Source organism: Halomonas piscis (assembly GCF_031886125.1).
Lineage (GTDB): Bacteria > Pseudomonadota > Gammaproteobacteria > Pseudomonadales > Halomonadaceae > Vreelandella > Vreelandella piscis.
In genome coordinates, this window is the sequence record NZ_CP119391.1 from 749411 (window position 1) to 767857 (window position 18447).

Genomic DNA, 18447 nt, shown 5'->3' on the forward strand with positions numbered 1-18447 from the left:
CGAGTTTCAGGAGTTTTACCATGGCACATGTCAACATGCGTGACCTGCTCAAGGCAGGCGCCCACTTCGGCCACCAGACCCGTTACTGGAACCCGAAGATGGGTCGGTACATCTTCGGTGCACGCAACAAGATTCATATCATCAACCTTGAGCACACGCTGCCGGCGCTGAACGAAGCGATCGACGTGGTGGCCAAAATGGCCGCGGCCAACAACAAGATCCTGTTTGTGGGCACCAAGCGCAGCGCCAGCAAGATCATCAAGGAAGAAGCCACCCGCGTGGGCCAGCCGTTCGTCAACCACCGCTGGCTCGGCGGCATGCTGACCAACTTCAAGACGATCCGTCAGTCCATCAAGCGCCTGCACGATCTGGAGGCCATGCGCGAAGACGGCACTTTTGACAAGCTGGTCAAGAAAGAAGTGCTAATGGCCACCCGCGAACAGGACAAGCTCGAGCGCTCCATCGGCGGCATCAAGCACATGAACGGCCTGCCGGACGCGCTGTTTGTGGTCGACGTGGACCACGAGCGCCTGGCCATCAACGAGGCCAACAAGCTGGGCATCCCGGTCATCGGCGTGGTGGACACCAACTCCAACCCCGACGGTGTCGACTACGTGATCCCGGGCAACGATGACTCCATCCGCGCCATCCAGATCTACGTCACGGCCATGGCCGATGCCTGCGCCAGCGCCAAGGAAGGGGACCCGGACGAGTTCGTCGAAGTGACCGACGAGGAGCCCGCTGCCGAGCCGGGCGCCGCGGATCAGAGCGCCGCCGCCGAGTAAGACGGCTCGCCCCTGGTGCCGGTCAGGGAGCATGCGCTCCCTGACCCTGGCGTTTCATCATTCAGTCAGATTCATTAGAGGTGAATTTTCATGGCAGCTATCAGTGCCTCTCAGGTCAAGGAACTGCGCGAGCGCACCGGCCTTGGCATGATGGAGTGTAAAAAAGCACTCACCGAAGCCGACGGCGATATCGACGTTGCGATCGAAAACCTGCGCAAGAACTCCGGCCTCAAGGCCGCCAAGAAAGCCGACCGCACCGCCGCCGAAGGCGCCGTGGTGACCAAGGTGGCCGACGACGGCAGCTACGGCGTGATGGTCGAGATCAACTCGGAGACCGACTTCGTCGCCCGGGACGATAACTTCACCGCCTTTGCCAACACCATCGTTGATGCCTTCTTCGCCGCCAAAAGCGACGACGTGGCCACGGTCATGAACAGCGATCTGGAAAAGACCCGCGAAGAGCTGGTGCAGAAAATCGGCGAGAACATCAGCGTGCGTCGCGCCGTGGTCGTGGAGCCCGGTGAGGGCAGCACCGTGGGCGAATACGTGCACGGCGGCCGCATTGGCGTGCTCACCGTGCTCAAGGGCGGCACCGTCGACGCCGCGCGGGACGTGGCCATGCACGTAGCGGCCATCAATCCCGCAGCGACGCGTCCGGAAGACATGCCCCAGGAACAGCTGGACGAAGAAAAGGCGATCATCCTGGCCCAGCCTGACATGGCCGGCAAGCCGGAAAACATCGCCGAAAAAATGGTGCAGGGCCGTCTCAAGAAATACCTGGCGGAAAACAGCCTCACCGAGCAGGCCTTCGTCAAGAACCCCGACCAGACCGTGGCCGAGTACGTCAAGGAAGCCGGCGGCGAAGTCACCAGCTTTACCCGTTTTGAAGTGGGTGAAGGCATCGAGGTCGAGGAAGTCGACTTTGCCCAGGAAGTGATGGAACAGGCTGGCCGCGCCTAAGGTCAGAGGTTTCATCGCCCAAGGCGTGCGTCTCGGCGCACGCCTTCGTGTATCTGCTCCCCAGGCGGGGAGTCATTGCCATACCATCCGGTGTTCAGGCCTGCTGCAGGAGACTTGCCATGCCCAACGAGACGAATGATCCGCTAATTCCCGCCGGGCAACCGGCCGAGAGCTCGAAGTCGAGCGCTACCCCATCGAGCTACAGACGCATTCTGCTCAAGCTGTCGGGCGAGGCGCTGATGGGGGATCATGAGTTCGGCATTGATCCCAAGGTGCTGGACCGCATGGCGCTGGAAATCGGCCAGCTGGTGGGCATCGGCGTCCAGGTGGGGATCGTCATCGGCGGTGGCAACCTCTTCCGCGGCGCGGCGCTTAACGAAGCCGGGATGGACCGCGTGACCGGCGACCACATGGGTATGCTGGCCACGGTGATGAACGCGCTGGCCATGCGCGACGCCCTGGAACGCTCCAATATCCGCTCCCGGGTCATGTCGGCCATCCAGATGAGCGGCGTGGTCGAGCACTACGACCGCCGTTCGGCGATTCGCTATCTGACCTCGGGCGACGTCGTGCTGTTTTCCGCCGGTACCGGCAACCCCTTTTTCACCACCGACTCCGCCGCCTGCCTGCGGGCTATCGAGGTTGACGCCGACGTCGTGGTCAAGGCCACCAAGGTCGACGGCGTTTACGACAAGGACCCGGTCAAGCACGCCGATGCGGTGAAGTACGAGCAGCTGAGCTACGATGACGCCCTGGAGCAGAAGCTCGGCGTCATGGATTTGACCGCTATCTGCCTGGTACGGGACCATAATATGCCGGTGCGGGTATTTGACATGAACAAGCCCGAGGCCCTGCTGAATCTGGTCGTCGGGGGCCGGGAAGGCACGCTGATCAACAGAGGGTAGACGTAATGGAAGACATCAAGAAAGATGCCGCAGCCCGCATGAAGAAGAGCGTGGATGTGCTGCACACCAACTTCAACAAGATCCGTACCGGTCGCGCTCACCCGAGCCTTCTCGACTCGGTCACCGTGGACTACTACGGCGGCGAGGTGCCGCTCAACCAGGTGGCTTCCATCAACGTGGAAGACGCGCGCACGCTGGCGGTGAGCCCCTGGGAGGGCAGCATGGTGCCCAAGATCGAGAAGGCCATCATCGCCTCGGATCTGGGGCTCAACCCCGCCAGCGCCGGCAACGTGATCCGCGTGCCCTTGCCGATGCTGACCGAGGAGACGCGCAAGGGCTATATCAAGCAGGCGCGCAGCGAGGCGGAAAACGCGCGGGTCGCTGTGCGTAACGTGCGAAGGGATGCCAACCACAGCTTCAAGACGCGGCTCAAGGACAAGGAAATCAGCGAGGACGACCAGCGCTTGGGTGAAGAAGAGATCCAGAAGCTGACCGACAAGCACATCGCCGAAATCGACAAGGCGCTGGCTTCCAAGGAAGACGACCTGATGAAGGTATGACATGCGGCCGCATGCCGTTTTTTTATGCACGATCACGGGGCCGAGACGCTATGACGCCACCGCCGCTTTCTGATGAGCCAAGTGTCGACAAGGCAGGTCCGGCCAGCGCCGGCCAGCCCCGCGCGACGTCGGGCGCCCCGCCGCTGCCTTCTCATGTGGCCGTGATCATGGACGGCAACAACCGCTGGGCCAGGCAGCGCGGCCTTTCCGGCGTGCGCGGCCACCGCGCCGGCGTCGAGTCGGTGCGCGCGGTCATCAAGCGCGCCGCCGAGCGCGGCGTCGACACGCTCAGTCTGTTCGCCTTCTCCAGCGAAAACTGGAAGCGTCCGACATCAGAGGTCAACGCGCTGATGGAGCTGTTTCTGATGGCGCTCAAGCGCGAGGTCAAAAAGCTTCACGAGCGCGGCGTTCGCCTCACCGTTCTGGGCGATCGCGAGGCCTTTTCCCACGCCATCCAGCAGCAGATCCAGCGGGCCGAGGCGCTGACCCGGGACAACCCCGGGATGCACCTGGTGATTGCTGCCAACTACGGCGGCAAGTGGGATATCGCCTGCGCCGCCCGGCGCCTGGCCGAGCAGGTGGCCGCCGGCGAAATCGAGGCTTCCGAGGTGGACGCCGAGCGCCTGGATCAGGCCATGGGACACTCCGGCGTGCCGCCGGTGGATCTGTGCATCCGCACCAGCGGCGAGCAGCGCCTGTCCAACTTCATGCTTTGGCAGCTGGCCTACGCCGAGCTGTACTTTGCGCCGCTTTTGTGGCCGGACTTTGGCGCCGAGGCGCTGGACGCCGCCCTTGACGACTTTGCCGGGCGCAAGCGCCGCTTTGGCAAGACGCACGAACAGATAGAGGCTCGGGGTGCTTAAACAGCGCATTATGACCGCCGCCTGGCTGGCGCCGCTGGCGCTTGCCGGGCTTTTTGGCCTTGAGGGTGGCGCCTTTGCGCTGTTTGCCGGCGCCATTGTCCTGCTGGCCGGCCGCGAGTGGGCCAATCTGGCCGGCGTGACCACGCGGCTCGGGCGCGGGCTGGTGGTGACCGGCCTGGCCGGGGTGCTGCTGGCGCTGTGGTTTGCCGGCGCGGCCCACGCCGTCTGGCCGCTGGTGCTCGGGACGCTGGGCTGGGCACTCAATTTCTACTGGGTGTCGCGCTACCCCGCGGGCACCTCCCGGTGGCGCTCGACGCCCCGGCGACTCGCCATGGGCCTATGGGTGCTGGTGCCGTGCTGGGTCGGTTTCAACGTGCTGCGCGCCACCGAGCCTTCCGGCGTCTGGCTATTGTTCGTGCTGCTGCTGGTATGGGCGGCGGATATCGGCGCCTACTTCGCCGGCCGGCGCTTTGGCCGGCGCAAGCTCGCCCCCGGCGTCAGCCCGGGCAAGACCTGGGAGGGCGTGGCGGGCGGCATGGCCGCCACGGCGCTGTTGGCGCTGGGATTCGCCGCCTGGCAGTCGCTGGAGGCCACCGCCGCCGCCGTGCTGCTGGCGATCGCCGCCGTTGTGACCCTGGTGTCGGTGCTCGGGGACCTGCTGGAAAGCATGCTCAAGCGCCACCGCGGCATCAAGGATTCAAGCCGGCTGCTGCCCGGCCACGGGGGCGTGCTTGACCGTATCGACAGCCTGACCGCCGCGGTGCCGACGTTTGCGCTTTTGTATCTGCAGGTGCTGCCGCTATGACCGACGCCGCCGTTCGCCGGGTGACCGTGCTGGGTTCCACGGGCTCCATTGGCCAAAGTACCCTGGACGTGATCGCCCGCCACCCGGAGCGCTATCGAGTGCATGCGCTGACCGCTCACCGTTCCCGCGAGGCGCTCCTTGCCCAGTGCCTGACACATGGCCCGGCGGTGGCGGTGCTCGACGACGAGCAGGACGCCGCCTGGCTGCGCCGCGAGCTCGCCGCCGCCGGCCTGGAGACGGAGGTGGCCGCCGGCGCCGAGGCGCTTTGCGACGTGGCCCGGGACAGCGCGGCGGACACCGTCATGGCGGCGATTGTCGGCGGTGCCGGGCTGTTGCCGTCGCTGGCCGCGGCTCGGGCGGGCAAGCGCGTGCTGCTGGCCAACAAGGAAGCCCTGGTGATGAGCGGGGCGCTGTTCATGGACGCCGTGGCGCGATCCGGGGCGACGCTGCTGCCGATCGACTCGGAACATAACGCCATCTACCAGTGTCTACCCGCCGAGCATCGCGGGGGGCTTTCCCGCCACGGCGTTTCGCAGCTGCTGCTCACCGCCTCGGGCGGGCCGTTTCGCCATCTGGGGCACGAAGCCCTGGAGCGAGTCACCCCCGAGCAGGCCTGCACCCACCCCAACTGGTCCATGGGGCGGAAAATTTCCGTGGACAGCGCCACGCTGATGAACAAGGGGCTCGAGCTGATTGAGGCCTGCTGGCTGTTCGACGCCGAGCCGGGCCAGGTGCAGGTAGTGGTGCATCCCCAGAGTATCGTGCACTCCATGGCGGCCTACGACGACGGCTCGGTGATCGCGCAGATGGGTAACCCCGACATGCGCACGCCCATTGCCTACGGCCTGGCCTGGCCCGAGCGCATCGATGCCGGGGTACGCTCGCTTGATCTTTTCCAGGTCGCGCGGCTGGACTTCGAACGTCCGGACGAGACGCGCTTTCCCTGCCTGCGGCTGGCGCGCCAGGCCATGCTCGCCGGCGGTACGGCGCCCGCGGTACTCAACGCTGCCAACGAAGTGGCCGTCGACGCTTTTCTGAATCGCCGGCTGGGGTTTGCCGCCATCGGCCGGGTGGTGGAAGACGTGCTCGATGGCCAGGCGGTGGCGGCTGCAGAAAGCCTTGAGGCGATTATCGACGCCGATCGGCGGGCACGCGCGGCTGCGGTTCGGCAGCTGCAGCGCCACGCCGGGGTGCGGCAGGCTTAATCGCGCAGCAAGCGCGCAGGAGACAGGGTCGATGGGTCTGGTACAGAACATTCTTGCGGTCATCGTGGTGCTGGGGCTTTTGGTTACCTTCCACGAGTTTGGCCACTTCTGGGTGGCACGTCGCTGTGGGGTCAAGGTGCTGCGCTTCAGCGTGGGATTCGGCAAGCCGCTGTGGTCCCGGGTGGATCGCCACGGCACCGAGTTTGCCGTGGCGGCGATTCCGCTGGGCGGCTACGTCAAGATGCTCGACGAGCGCGAGGCGCCGGTGGCGCCGGAAGAGCAGCACCGCGCCTTCAACCGCAAGAGCGTCTGGCAGCGTATCGCCGTGGTGGCGGCAGGCCCGGCGGCCAACTTTCTGCTGGCGATCGTGGCCTACTGGGCGCTGTTTGTGGTCGGCACCAGCGTGGTGGTGCCCAAGGTAGGCGCCGTGGCGCCCGAGTCGCCGGCCTTTGAGGCCGGGCTTCGCGAAGGCGACGAGCTGACCGGCGTGGCGGGGGAAACCGTGCGCTCCTGGGAAGACGTCAACCTGGCGCTGGTGGGCCAGATCGGCCTTGACGGCGAGCTCTCCCTCAAGGCGCGGCCGGAAGGAGCGAGCGCTTCCCGGCGCTATACGCTGGCGGTAGAGCGCTACCTGGTCCGTCAGGACCCGCCCAAGCCGCTCAAGACCCTGGGGATTACGCCCTGGCAGCCGGCGTTTCCGCCGGTGCTTGGCCAGGTCCTCGACGACGAGGGGGCAGCGCGCGCCGGGCTCGAAGCTGGCGACCGCATCGTCGCGGTCGACGGCGAGCCGGTCGACGACTGGATGGGCTTTGTCGAGGTCGTTCGTCAAAGCCCGGGCCGGGACCTGGCGCTGCGCTTCGAGCGCGACGGCGATACTCGGGAAACGACGCTGACGCCCGGCAAGCAGACGCTGTCCGGCGATACCCGGATCGGCTATATCGGCGCCGGCGTTGCTCCCGCCGAATGGCCCGAGGAAATGCGCCGCGAGGTGCGTTTCGGTCCGGTGGCCGCGGTAGGCCGGGCGGTGGCGCGCACCGGCGAAATGACGCTTTTGACCCTGGACTCCATCCGCAAGATGCTGGTGGGACTGATCTCGCCGTCGAACCTGTCGGGCCCTGTCACCATTGCCAAAATCTCCGGGGACTCCGCCCGGGCGGGCATGGACGCCTTCGTCGGCTTTCTGGCCTATCTGTCCATCAGTCTCGGGGTGCTCAACCTGCTGCCCATCCCGGTGCTCGACGGCGGCCATCTGCTTTACTACGTCGTCGAACTGGTGCGAGGGCGGCCGGTGTCGGAAAGGACTCAGGCCCTGGGACTCAGGATTGGTCTGGCCATGGTGGGAACGCTGATGCTGATGGCGCTATATTTCGACCTGATGCGCCTGTGGTAATGACGTGTGTCGTGGTAGCGTGCCTTGTCATCTGCCCGCACAAATGTATAAGGTGCCTGTCTGATACGGTGGGCAGACCAACGCGAGCGAACTGACTGCATGAAAATAAAGTCCCTTGGAATGGCGGTATTCCTGCTGGCCACGGCCGGCGGTGCCCAGGCGCAACCCTTTGACGTTTCCGATATTCGTGTAGAAGGACTCAAGCGGGTCTCCGCCGCCTCGGTCTTTAACGCTTTTCCGGTAAGCGCAAGCGATACCGTCACCGAGCGCGAGCTGGCCGCTGCCTCCCGGGAGCTCTTTGCGACCGGCCTTTTTGACGACGTTTCCCTGGCCCGGGAAGGCAACGTGCTGGTGATCAAGGTCGTCGAGCGGCCCACCATCGCTCGCCTGGACATCAGCGGCAACGACCAGATCAAGGAAGACGACCTGCGCCGCGGCCTGACCGAGGCGGGCCTGGCCGAAGGCCAGGTGCTCGAGCTTTCCACCCTGGAGGAAATCCAGCGCGAGCTGGAAAGCGTCTACCAGGCTCAGGGGCGCTATAGCGCGCGCATCGACGCCAGCGTCGAAAAAATCGATACCGGCCGGGTCAAGGTCAATATCGATATCAACGAAGGCGAGGTTGCCAAGATCCGCCAGATCAACATTGTGGGTAACCGCGCCTTTGACGACGAGACCCTGCTCGACCTGTTCGAGCTCGAGGACAAGCCGGGGATGTTCTTCGGCTGGTTCTCCAGCGACGAATATTCGCGTCAGGCGCTGGGCGGCGACATCGAGCGGCTGCGCTCCTGGTATCTCGACCGCGGCTACGCCAACTTCGAGGTGACTTCGACCCAAGTGTCCATCGGTCCGGAAAAGACCGATATCTACATCACCCTGAACGTGGACGAAGGCGAGCAGTACCGAGTGGGCGACATCCGCTTTGCCGGAGACATGGCCATTTCCCGGCGCGAGGCGCGCGATCTGCTCGAGATCGAGTCCGGCCAGCAGTTTTCGCGCAGCAAGCTCAACGCCTCGACCGAAGCCCTGCGCAAGCGGCTGGGGGCCGAAGGCTTCGCCTTTGCCGAGGTCAACGGCCGGCCCGAGATGCACGATGACGGCACCGTGGATCTGATTCTTGACGTCGAGCCCGGCGAGCGCACCTATGTGCGACGCATCGAGTTCAAGGGCAACACCACCACCCAGGACGAGGTGCTGCGCCGGGAGATGACCCAGATGGAGGGCGCGCCGGCCTCCACCGACGAGATCACCCAGTCGCGCCAGCGCCTCAATCGTCTCGGATTTTTCAGCCAGGTCGAGGTCGATACCCAGCGCGTCCCCGGCGAGCCCAACAAGCTTGACGTCACCTACGAGGTGGAAGAGCAGCCCTCGGGCTCGGTGTCGGCAAGCATCGGCTTTTCCCAGAGCGCCGGGGTGATCTACGGCGCCTCGCTTGCGCAGAAAAACTTTCTGGGTACGGGCAACCGCGTCAACCTCGGGGCTCAGCGCAGCGACACCTTCACCAGCGTCAACTTCGGTTTCACCGACCCCTACTGGACGATCAACGGCGTCTCCCGGGGCTATAACGTCTTCTACCGCGAAACCGACTACGAAGATTCGGACATTTCCACCTACTCCACCGACGCCTACGGGGCCGGCATCAACTTTGGCTACCCCATCAGCGAGCTCTCCAGGCTGAACTTCGGCGCCAGCGCCGAAGACCTCAAGGTCAAGACCTACTACGACACCGCGTCGGAAATCGAGCGCTACGTCGAGGACGAAGGCGACAGCGCCCAGAGCGTGAAGCTCACCGCCAGCTGGACGCGCAACAACCTTAACCGCGGCATCATGCCCACCGACGGCAGCTATCAGCGCCTGTCGCTGGAAACCGCCGCGCCGGGCAGCGACGTCAGCTATTACAAGCTGCGCGGCCGGGCCCAGAAGCTGTTTGCTCTGGACGACGACGATCTCTGGTCGCTGAAATTCTCCGGTAACCTCGGCTATGCCGACGCCTTTGGCGGCGACGACCCCTATCCCTTCTACGAGAACTTCTACGCCGGGGGCCTGGGCTCGGTGCGCGGCTTTACTTCCAACACTCTGGGCCAGCGCACCACGCCCAAGTATGTGGGCGGGCGCGACCGTACCCTGGGCGGCAACGTGCTGGTGGAAGGCAGCGCCGAGGTGCTGTTCCCCATGCCGTTCGTGGAAAACCAGGACTCCATGCAGACCTCGCTGTTCGTGGACGGCGGCAACACCTTCCTCACGTCCTGCTACGACGTGCTCGAGGACGACGCCGAGCGTCAGAACTGCAGTTCTGGCGTGGACCTGGGCGACTTGCGCTACAGCGCAGGCATCGGGCTTTCCTGGCTGACGCCGGTAGGTCCCTTGACCTTCAGCGTGGCGAAACCGCTCAACGACAAAAGCGAGGACGATACCCAGTTCTTCCAGTTTTCGCTGGGTCAGTCCTTCTGACGGCCTGAGTCGGCTCGGGCAGACGTGAGCCATCACTTCCGGTCGGTATTGACAAGCCGGATTGACGACGAATACTGACGCACAGTATCCATGAACCCTAGCCACGCGCGTTTAGCAAGCGGGATGAACGAGGAGAGAGCATGCGCAAACTGATAGCGGCCGTTACGCTGTTCGCCATGACGGCGCCGACGTACGCTGCAGAGGTGGCGGTGCTTGACTGGCGTGCCGCCTTGATGAACACCGACTCGGCCCAGTCCTCTTTGCGTCAGCTGGAAAGCGAAGTGGGCACCCAGCAAAGCCAGGCCAAACGGCTGGGTGATGAGCTTCAGCGTCTGCAGCAGCGCCTGCAGGACGAAGGCGACGTCATGTCGGATGACGAGCGCCAGCGGCTGATCGAGGAGCTGCAGCAGAAGGGCAGCCGCTTTGAAAGCCTGCGCCGGGAAGTGATGACGGCTCAGCAGCGCTCGGAACAGCAGTTTCTCAAGCAGGCCGAGCCGACGCTTGAGCAGGCCGTTGACCGGGTCATCGAGCGCCACGGCATCGATATTCTGGTTGAGCCCCAGGGCGTTCTGCATTCTTCCATGGACCTGCCTAACCTCACCGAAGAGGTCACGCAGGAGTTCAATTCGCTGAATTAACCTTATTCGGTGCGGGGTGCCGCACTGCCAGCAGGCTTGAGCTCTTATGACGCACGCTCCTCACTCTTTGACCTTGGCCGACGTTGCCCGCCACCTGGGCGCTACGCTCAGCGGCAGCGGAGAGACACCCATTCGCGGCCTGGCGACGCTCCGGGGCGCCGGGCCCGACCAGGTGGCCTTCGTCACCAGCCGCGCCTACCTCAAGGACCTGGCGGCGACCCGAGCCGGGGGCGTGCTGCTGCACCCCGATCACGGCGGAAGCTGCCCGGTGCCGCGCCTGGAGATGAACAACCCTTATCTTGGCTACGCTCGGCTTTCCCAATTGTTTGATCCGCTGCCGTCCCGGGACCGGGCGGGAATTCATCCCGCGGCAACAGTGGCTGACGATGTCCGTCTGGGCGAAAACGTGTGCGTGGCCGCCAACGCCGTGATCGAGGCCGGCGCGGTGCTGGGCAGCGGCGTGGTCGTGGGGCCGGGCAGCTTCATTGGTGCCGACAGCCAGCTGGGCGAGAACACCCGCCTGCACGCCAACGTCACCGTCTGTCACGGCGTGGTGGTCGGCAAGCGGGTCATCTTGCAAAGCGGCTGCGTGATCGGCGGCGACGGTTTCGGCTTTGCCCACGACGGCAGCGCCTGGCACAAGATCGCCCAGCTGGGCGGCGTGGTGCTCGGCGACGACGTGGAGGTGGGCAGCTGTTCGAGCATCGATCGCGGCGCGCTTGGCGACACCCTGATCGGCGACGACGTCAAGATCGACAGCCAGGTCCAAATCGCCCATAACGTGCAGATCGGCGATCACAGCGCCCTTGCCGGCTGCGTGGGCATCGCCGGCTCCACTCGGGTGGGGCGACACTGCATGCTGGGCGGCGGCGTCGGGCTTTCCGGCCATCTCACCCTGTGTGACGGCGTCCAGGTCACGGGCATGAGCCTGGTCACCAACTCCATCCATGAGCCCGGCGTGTACTCTTCGGGCACCGGCGCCATGGACAACCACCAGTGGCGCAAGAACGCGGTGCGTTTCAAGCAGCTGGATGACATTGCCAAGCGGCTGGCCCGGCTGGAAAAGCGCCGCGGCTAAAAGACCGTCGGCGCATTTGTGCGGTGGCGCGCTTGAGGCTCTCGGTTGGCGCGGTATAATCCACTGCTTTTTTTTACCGGCGGGAGCGCTGGAGCACCCGGGACATTCCCGGGTATCTTGTCATACAGAGGTCGCTACGATGGCTATGGATATCAACGAGATTCGCGAATATTTGCCCCACCGCTACCCGTTTTTACTGGTGGATCGGGTCACGCAGCTGGTGGAAGGCGAAACCATCGTTGCCTACAAGAACGTCAGCATCAACGAGCCGTTCTTCAACGGTCACTTCCCCCATCATCCGATCATGCCCGGCGTGCTGGTTATCGAAGCGCTGGCCCAGGCCTGCGGCATCCTCGGGTTCAAGACCGTCAACAAGCGCCCCGCCGACGGCTACGTCTACTATCTGGTGGGCAGCGACAAGGTGCGCTTCAAGCGCCCGGTCATGCCCGGTGATCAGCTGGCCCTGGAAGCCAACGTGATTCGCGGCAAGCGCGGCATCTGGAAATTCGCCTGCCGGGCGACGGTGGACGGCGAAGTGATTTGCGAAGCCGAGATCACCTGTGCCGAGAGGAAGGTGGCTTGATTCATCCTACTGCTCTGGTTGACCCGTCGGCGAGCCTTGCCGAAGACGTCGAGGTCGGTCCCTTCTGCGTGATCGGCCCCGACGTCACCGTCGGCCCGGGTTCCGTCATCGGGCCCCACGTCGTGATCAAGGGCCCCACGGTGCTCGGAGCGCGGACGCGCATTTTTCAGTTTGCCTCGGTGGGCGAGAACTGCCAGGACAAGAAGTATGCCGGCGAGCCCACTCGCCTGGTGCTGGGGGACGACAACGTCATCCGTGAGGGCGTGACGCTGCACCGGGGAACGGTCCAGGATCGCGGCGAAACCACTATCGGCTCGCGCAACCTCTTCATGGCCTACGTTCACGTGGGCCACGACTGCGTGATCGGCGACGACTGTATCCTGGCCAACCAGGTGACGCTTGCCGGCCACGTCCACCTGGGGCATTTCGCCATTCTCGGCGGGCTTTCCGCCGTGCACCAGTTCTGCCATTTCGGCGAGCACGCCATGGCCGGCGGGGGCTCCATCATTACCAAGGATACTCCCGCCTTTATCATGATCAACGGCAACCCGGCCCAGGCCCACGGGCTCAACGCCGTGGGGCTCAAGCGCCGCGGGTTTGACCGCGAGACGATCAAGGCGCTGACCGATTCCTACAAGCTGATTTATCGTCAAGGGCTGACCGTGGACCAGGCGCTTGCCACCATGCGCCAGCGCTATGACCTCGACGCGGTGGAGCGCTTTGCCGCGTCCATCGAATGCTCGACCCGGGGCATCATCCGCTAGACAGGCCGCCCGGGGGCGCGTTAACCGACCGCTTTGGCGAGGCTTGCCATGACGCTCAGGCGAATTTACTTGGTGGCCGGGGAGCTCTCCGGCGATATTCTCGGCGCGGGGCTGATGCGCGAGCTGAAAAAGCGCCACCCGGGCGTCGAGTTTCGCGGCGTCGGCGGGCCGCGGATGCTTGCCGAGGGGCTGCACGGCTGCTTTGCCCTGGAAACGCTCTCGGTGATGGGGCTGGTCGAGGTGGTCAAGCACCTGCCCGAGCTTTGGCGGGTGCGCCGCACGCTCACCGCCGACGCGCAAGCCTTCCAGCCCGACGTGATGCTGGGCATCGACGCGCCGGACTTCAACCTGGGCCTCGAGCGCCGCCTGCGCGACTCCGGGATTACCACCGCCCACTACGTCAGCCCCTCGGTGTGGGCCTGGCGTCGTGGCCGGGTGAAAGGCATTGCCCGCTCGGTGGACGCCATGCTCACGCTGTTGCCGTTCGAGGCCGACTTTTACCGAGAGCACCGGGTACCGGTGGCCTTTGTCGGCCACCCCCTGGCCGACGAGATGCCGCTCGCCCACGACCGCGCTGGCGCCCGTGGGGCGCTTGGGCTTGCGCCCGAGGCGCTGACGCTTGCCGTGCTGCCGGGCTCTCGGGCAAGCGAAATCCGCTTTCTCGGCGCGACCTTTCTCGCGGCTGCTGAGCGGCTGTGCCGGCGCTTTGCCTTGCTGCAGGTGGTGATCCCCGCGGCCACGCTGGCCCGGCGCGAAGAGCTTGAAAGCCTGCTGGAGACGCTGCCGGCCGGCTCGCCGGCGCGTGGCCGTGTCACGCTGGTCGACGGTGAGTCCCGCCAGGCCATGGTGGCCGCCGACGCGGTGCTTCTGGCCTCGGGCACCGCCGCGCTTGAGGCCATGCTGTGCCACCGGGCGATGCTGGTGGCCTATAAAATGGCCCCGGCGACCCACTGGCTGGCGAAGCGGCTGGTGAAGACGCCGTGGATTTCGCTGCCCAACCTCATCGCCCGGGAAACGCTGGTGCCCGAGCTGATCCAGAACGCCGCCACGCCGGAGGCCATCAGCGATACTCTGGCCGCGGTGCTTGGCGATGCCGACGAGCGCGCCGCCCTGGAAGCCCGCTTTGCCCGCCTGCACGCCGAACTCCGGCGCGGCGCCAGCGCTCGCGCGGCGGACGCCGTCGAGTCGCTGGCCGCGGGGCAAAGCGTGGAAAAAGACCTCGAGGAGTCACCCCATGACTGAGCTGCCCCCGCTTGTGATCGACTATGCCGGCGAGCGGCTGGCCGGCGTGGACGAAGTGGGCCGCGGGCCGCTGGTGGGCAGCGTGGTTGCCGCCGCGGTGATCCTCGACCCGGCACGCCCGCTCGACGGGCTCGCCGACTCCAAAAAGCTCACCGCCCGGCGCCGCGAGGCCCTTGACGAGGTGATCCGCCAGCGGGCGCTGGCCTTCGCCGTGGCCGAAGCAACGGCGGCGGAAGTCGACGCGCTCAACATCTATCACGCCACCCACCTGGCCATGCGCCGGGCGATTGACGCCCTGGCGCTTCGAGCGGAGTATCTGCTGGTGGACGGCAACCGACTGCCGGGGCACGCGCTGCCGGGGCAGGCCGTGGTCAAGGGTGACGCCCGCCACGACGCCATTGCCGCCGCCTCGATACTCGCCAAGGTGGCAAGGGACGCCCAGATGCTTAGCCTGGACGCCCGCTACCCGGCTTACGGCTTTGCCCGCCACAAGGGCTATCCGACAAAGGCCCACCTGGCCGCGCTTGAACGGCTCGGGCCGCTTCCTGAACACCGCCGCAGCTTTGCGCCGGTAGCCCGGCAGCTGGCGCTTTGGTGAGCCGGCGCCGGACGGTTTTTCTTTTCCCGCGTTCTACCGAGACTGCCATGACGGTTCCCTTTGTACATCTGCGCGTTCACAGCGAGTTTTCCCTGGTGGACGGCCTGGTCAAGCTGACATCGCTGGTGAACACCACCGCCGAGCGCGAGGCGCCGGCGCTGGCGCTGACTGACGAAGCCAACCTGTTCGGCCTGGTCAAGTTCTACACCGCCGCCCAGGGCGCCGGGCTCAAGCCGATCATCGGCGCTGATCTGTGGCTGGCCAACGCCCACGACCCGGCCCATCCGTACCGGGTGACGCTGCTGGCGATGAACGAAACAGGCTACCGCAACCTTACCGAGTTGATTTCCCGGGGCTGGACCGAGGGCCAGCACCAGGGCCGAGCGCTGTTGCAAAAGCAATGGGTGCTTGCACAGAGCGACGGGCTGATTGTGCTGTCCGGCGGGCGTGAAGGCGACGTGGGCCGCCACCTGCTTGCCGATCACGAACGCGACGCTCGCCGCGAGCTGGAGGCGTGGCAGGCGGCGTTTCCCGGGCGCTTTTATCTGGAGCTTGTGCGCACCGGCCGGGCGCTGGAGGAAGACTGCGTGCACAAAAGCGTCGAGCTGGCGCTTGCCACCGGCACCCCGGTGGTGGCTACCAACGACGTGCGCTTTCTCGAGCGCGACGACTTCTGGGCCCACGAGACCCGGGTCGCCATCGGCGAGGGCAAGGCGCTTGACGACCCCCGCCGGGAGCGGCGCTACAGCGAAGAGCAGTATCTCAAGTCGCCGGAGGAAATGGCCGAGCTCTTTGCCGACGTGCCCGAGGCGCTGGAAAACAGCGTGATGATTGCCAGGCGCTGCAGCGTGGACGTGCGCCTGGGCGAGATTTTCCTGCCCGAGTTCGGCATCCCCGAGGGCATGACCCAGGACGAGTACTTCCGCAAGGTCTCCCACGACGGTCTCACCGAGCGGCTGGACTTTCTCTATCCGCCGGCCGAGCACCCGCGCGACAGCGACGCCTGGCGCGAGATCGACGCCCGCTACCGCGAGCGGCTGGACTTCGAGCTCGACATCATCCTGCAGATGGGCTTTCCCGGCTACTTTCTGATCGTCATGGATTTTATCCAGTGGGCCAAGGACAACGACGTGCCGGTAGGGCCCGGGCGCGGCTCCGGCGCCGGCTCGCTGGTGGCCTACGCCCAGAGGATCACCGACCTTGACCCGCTGCGCTACGATCTGCTGTTCGAGCGCTTTCTCAACCCGGAGCGCGTGTCCATGCCCGACTTTGACGTCGACTTCTGCATGGAAAAGCGCGACCGGGTGATCGAGTACGTCGCCGAGCGCTACGGCCGCGACGCCGTGTCCCAGATCGTCACCTTCGGCACCATGGCGGCCAAGGCCGTGGTGCGCGACGTGGCCCGTGCCCAGGGCAAGCCGTATTCCCTGGGCGACAAGCTCTCCAAGCTGATTCCCTTCGACGTGGGCATGACGCTTGCCAAGGCCATCGAGGCCGAGCCCGCGCTCAAGGAGTTTATCGACGCCGACGAGGAGGCCGAAGAAATCTGGGAGATGGCGCTCCGGCTCGAGGGCATCACCCGGGGCACCGGCAAGCACGCCGGCGGGGTGGTGATCGCGCCGACCAAGCTTACCGATTTCTCGCCGCTTTTGTGCGACGAGGACGGCTCCGGGCTGATGGTGCAGTTCGACAAGAACGACATCGAGGATGCGGGCCTGGTGAAGTTCGACTTTCTCGGCCTGCGTACCCTGACCATCATTGACTGGGCGCTGGAGATGGTGGACAAGGTGCGCGCCGCGGACGGCCAGGCGGCGCTTGATATCGACGCCATTCCGCTCGACGACAAGCCCACCTTCGAGATGCTCAAGAAGGCCGAAACCACGGCCGTCTTTCAGCTCGAATCCCGGGGCATGAAGGAGCTGATCAAGCGTTTGCAGCCGGACTCGCTGGACGACATGATCGCGCTGGTGGCGCTGTTCCGCCCGGGCCCCCTGCAGTCGGGCATGGTCGATGATTTCATCAACCGCAAGCACGGCCGCGCCGAGGTGTCCTACCCCCATCCGGACTATCAGCACGAGCTGCTGCAGCCCGTGCTCGCGCCCACCTACGGCATCATTCTCTACCAGGAACAGGTGATGCAGATCGCCCAGGTCATGGCCGGCTACAGCCTGGGCCAGGCCGACATGCTGCGCCGGGCCATGGGCAAGAAAAAGCCCGAAGAGATGGCCAAGCAGCGCGCGGGCTTCATGGAGGGCTGCCAGGCCAACGGCATCGACAAGGAGCTGGCGGGCAACATCTTCGACCTGGTGGAAAAATTCGCCGGCTACGGCTTCAACAAGTCGCACTCCGCGGCCTACGCGCTGGTCTCCTACCAGACGGCGTGGCTCAAGGCGCACTATCCCGGGCCGTTCATGGCCGCGGTGATGTCCACCGAAATGGACAACCTCGACAAGGTGGTGCCGCTGATCGAAGAGTGCCGTCACCAGGGCCTGACCGTGACGCCGCCGGACGTCAACGTCGGTACCTATCGGTTCAGCGTGGACGAAGAAGGCCGGGTGGTGTACGGCCTGGGGGCGATTCGCGGCGTGGGCGAAGGCCCCATCGGCGCCATCGTCGAGGCGCGCCAGGCAGGCGGCGCCTTTGCCGATCTTTTCGACTTCTGCCGGCGGCTGGACCCCAGGCGCATCAACAAGCGTACCCTGGAGGCGCTGATCCGCGCCGGCGCGCTGGATACCCTGGGGCCGAGCCGCGCGGTGCTGGCCGTCGCCATGGAGGACGCGCTCAAGGCCGCCGCCCAGAACCACACCAACCAGAGCGCGGGCATGATGGACATGTTCGGCGAGGCGTTTGCCCTGGCGGAGGACAGCGACGTCTACGCCGACTACCGCGGCGTGCGCGACTGGCGCGATCGCGAACGCCTCGCCGGCGAGAAGGATACCCTGGGGCTTTATCTCACCGGCCACCCCATCGACGAATACGAGGCCGAGCTCAAGCGCTTTGTGGCCACCCGCATCAGCGACCTCAACCCGTCCCGGGAGCCCCAGCGGGTGGCCGGCCTGGTGGTGGGCGTGCGCACCATGAAGTCCAGGCGCGGCGATACCGTGGCGTTCATTACCCTGGACGACCGCACCGGGCGCATCGAGGCGTCGCTGTTCGGCGAGCTTTACGACGCACTGCGCGGCCAGATCGATACCGGTCAGGTCATCATCGTCGAGGGCGAGGTCTCCACCGACGACTACTCCGGCGGCGTCAAGCTGCGCGGCAAGGACGTCACCCCGATGATGGCGGCTCGGGTGCGCTACGGAAAGTCGGTGGACCTGGCGCTGGACGCCACCCGGATCAACGGTCGTCTGGTCGATAGCCTGCGTGATAGCCTGAGCCCTCACTGCGATGCCGAGGGGCTACCGGTGCGCCTGCAGTATCGCCACCCCGACGCCACGGGCTGGCTGGCGTTCGACGAGCGCTGGCGGGTGGCACCGAACGACGAACTGCTGCTGGCGCTGCGCGACGTCGAGGGCCAGGTTGGCGTCAAGCTGCGCTACGACTAGCCTGGCAGCGGCGTTTGCCGGCTGCCTTGCGTGGCCGCACCAAGCTGCGATAATGCCACCCAGATACGCTCGATC

Annotated in this window: 16 protein-coding genes; all 16 read left to right on the forward strand. The window is 65.6% G+C overall.

Annotated features, from left to right (window positions below; translation table 11 throughout):
- Window positions 1–20: 20 nt before the first annotated feature.
- The 16 genes from rpsB (at window position 21) to dnaE (ending at window position 18372) form a co-directional block, all read left to right on the forward strand.
- On the forward strand, window positions 21–785 hold the full coding sequence (gene rpsB, locus P1P91_RS03525; protein WP_311884563.1) for a 30S ribosomal protein S2: 765 nt from the start codon (window positions 21–23) through the stop codon (window positions 783–785).
- A 90-nt stretch (window positions 786–875) separates the two neighbouring features.
- Entirely contained in the window at window positions 876–1745 is an 870-nt protein-coding gene (tsf, locus tag P1P91_RS03530; protein WP_311884564.1) for a translation elongation factor Ts, read from the forward strand.
- 119 nt (window positions 1746–1864) lie between these two features.
- Window positions 1865–2650, forward strand: a complete 786-nt coding sequence (pyrH, locus tag P1P91_RS03535) for a UMP kinase (protein ID WP_311884565.1) — start codon at window positions 1865–1867, stop codon at window positions 2648–2650.
- A 5-nt stretch (window positions 2651–2655) separates the two neighbouring features.
- On the forward strand, window positions 2656–3210 hold the full coding sequence (gene frr / locus P1P91_RS03540; protein ID WP_311884567.1) for a ribosome recycling factor: 555 nt from the start codon (window positions 2656–2658) through the stop codon (window positions 3208–3210).
- A gap of 167 nt (window positions 3211–3377) precedes the next feature.
- Window positions 3378–4073: a polyprenyl diphosphate synthase gene (uppS, locus tag P1P91_RS03545; protein WP_311884569.1), complete on the forward strand. Its 696-nt coding sequence runs from the start codon at window positions 3378–3380 to the stop codon at window positions 4071–4073.
- Window positions 4066–4878 (forward strand): phosphatidate cytidylyltransferase, encoded by an 813-nt coding sequence (locus tag P1P91_RS03550; RefSeq protein ID WP_311884571.1) that lies wholly within the window; start codon window positions 4066–4068, stop codon window positions 4876–4878. Before uppS ends, P1P91_RS03550 begins: the two co-directional genes overlap by 8 nt.
- On the forward strand, window positions 4875–6083 hold the full coding sequence (gene ispC, locus P1P91_RS03555) for a 1-deoxy-D-xylulose-5-phosphate reductoisomerase (RefSeq protein WP_311884572.1): 1209 nt from the start codon (window positions 4875–4877) through the stop codon (window positions 6081–6083). Before P1P91_RS03550 ends, ispC begins: the two co-directional genes overlap by 4 nt.
- A gap of 31 nt (window positions 6084–6114) precedes the next feature.
- Window positions 6115–7473, forward strand: coding sequence for an RIP metalloprotease RseP (gene rseP / locus P1P91_RS03560; protein WP_311884574.1), 1359 nt, complete (start codon window positions 6115–6117; stop codon window positions 7471–7473).
- A gap of 99 nt (window positions 7474–7572) precedes the next feature.
- Complete coding sequence (bamA, locus tag P1P91_RS03565) at window positions 7573–9921, forward strand: outer membrane protein assembly factor BamA (protein WP_407650581.1); 2349 nt, start codon at window positions 7573–7575, stop codon at window positions 9919–9921.
- A gap of 140 nt (window positions 9922–10061) precedes the next feature.
- Window positions 10062–10559 (forward strand): OmpH family outer membrane protein, encoded by a 498-nt coding sequence (locus P1P91_RS03570; RefSeq protein ID WP_311884576.1) that lies wholly within the window; start codon window positions 10062–10064, stop codon window positions 10557–10559.
- 46 nt (window positions 10560–10605) lie between these two features.
- On the forward strand, window positions 10606–11637 hold the full coding sequence (lpxD, locus tag P1P91_RS03575) for a UDP-3-O-(3-hydroxymyristoyl)glucosamine N-acyltransferase (protein ID WP_311884577.1): 1032 nt from the start codon (window positions 10606–10608) through the stop codon (window positions 11635–11637).
- A gap of 139 nt (window positions 11638–11776) precedes the next feature.
- On the forward strand, window positions 11777–12220 hold the full coding sequence (fabZ, locus tag P1P91_RS03580; RefSeq protein ID WP_311884578.1) for a 3-hydroxyacyl-ACP dehydratase FabZ: 444 nt from the start codon (window positions 11777–11779) through the stop codon (window positions 12218–12220).
- Complete coding sequence (gene lpxA, locus P1P91_RS03585) at window positions 12217–12984, forward strand: acyl-ACP--UDP-N-acetylglucosamine O-acyltransferase (protein ID WP_311884580.1); 768 nt, start codon at window positions 12217–12219, stop codon at window positions 12982–12984. The genes fabZ and lpxA overlap by 4 nt, the downstream gene beginning before the upstream one ends.
- Before the next feature lie 48 nt (window positions 12985–13032).
- Window positions 13033–14226: a lipid-A-disaccharide synthase gene (gene lpxB, locus P1P91_RS03590; protein ID WP_311884582.1), complete on the forward strand. Its 1194-nt coding sequence runs from the start codon at window positions 13033–13035 to the stop codon at window positions 14224–14226.
- Window positions 14219–14824: a ribonuclease HII gene (gene rnhB / locus P1P91_RS03595; protein ID WP_311884584.1), complete on the forward strand. Its 606-nt coding sequence runs from the start codon at window positions 14219–14221 to the stop codon at window positions 14822–14824. Before lpxB ends, rnhB begins: the two co-directional genes overlap by 8 nt.
- A gap of 47 nt (window positions 14825–14871) precedes the next feature.
- Complete coding sequence (gene dnaE / locus P1P91_RS03600; protein ID WP_311884585.1) at window positions 14872–18372, forward strand: DNA polymerase III subunit alpha; 3501 nt, start codon at window positions 14872–14874, stop codon at window positions 18370–18372.
- The last annotated feature ends 75 nt before the right edge of the window (window positions 18373–18447 follow it).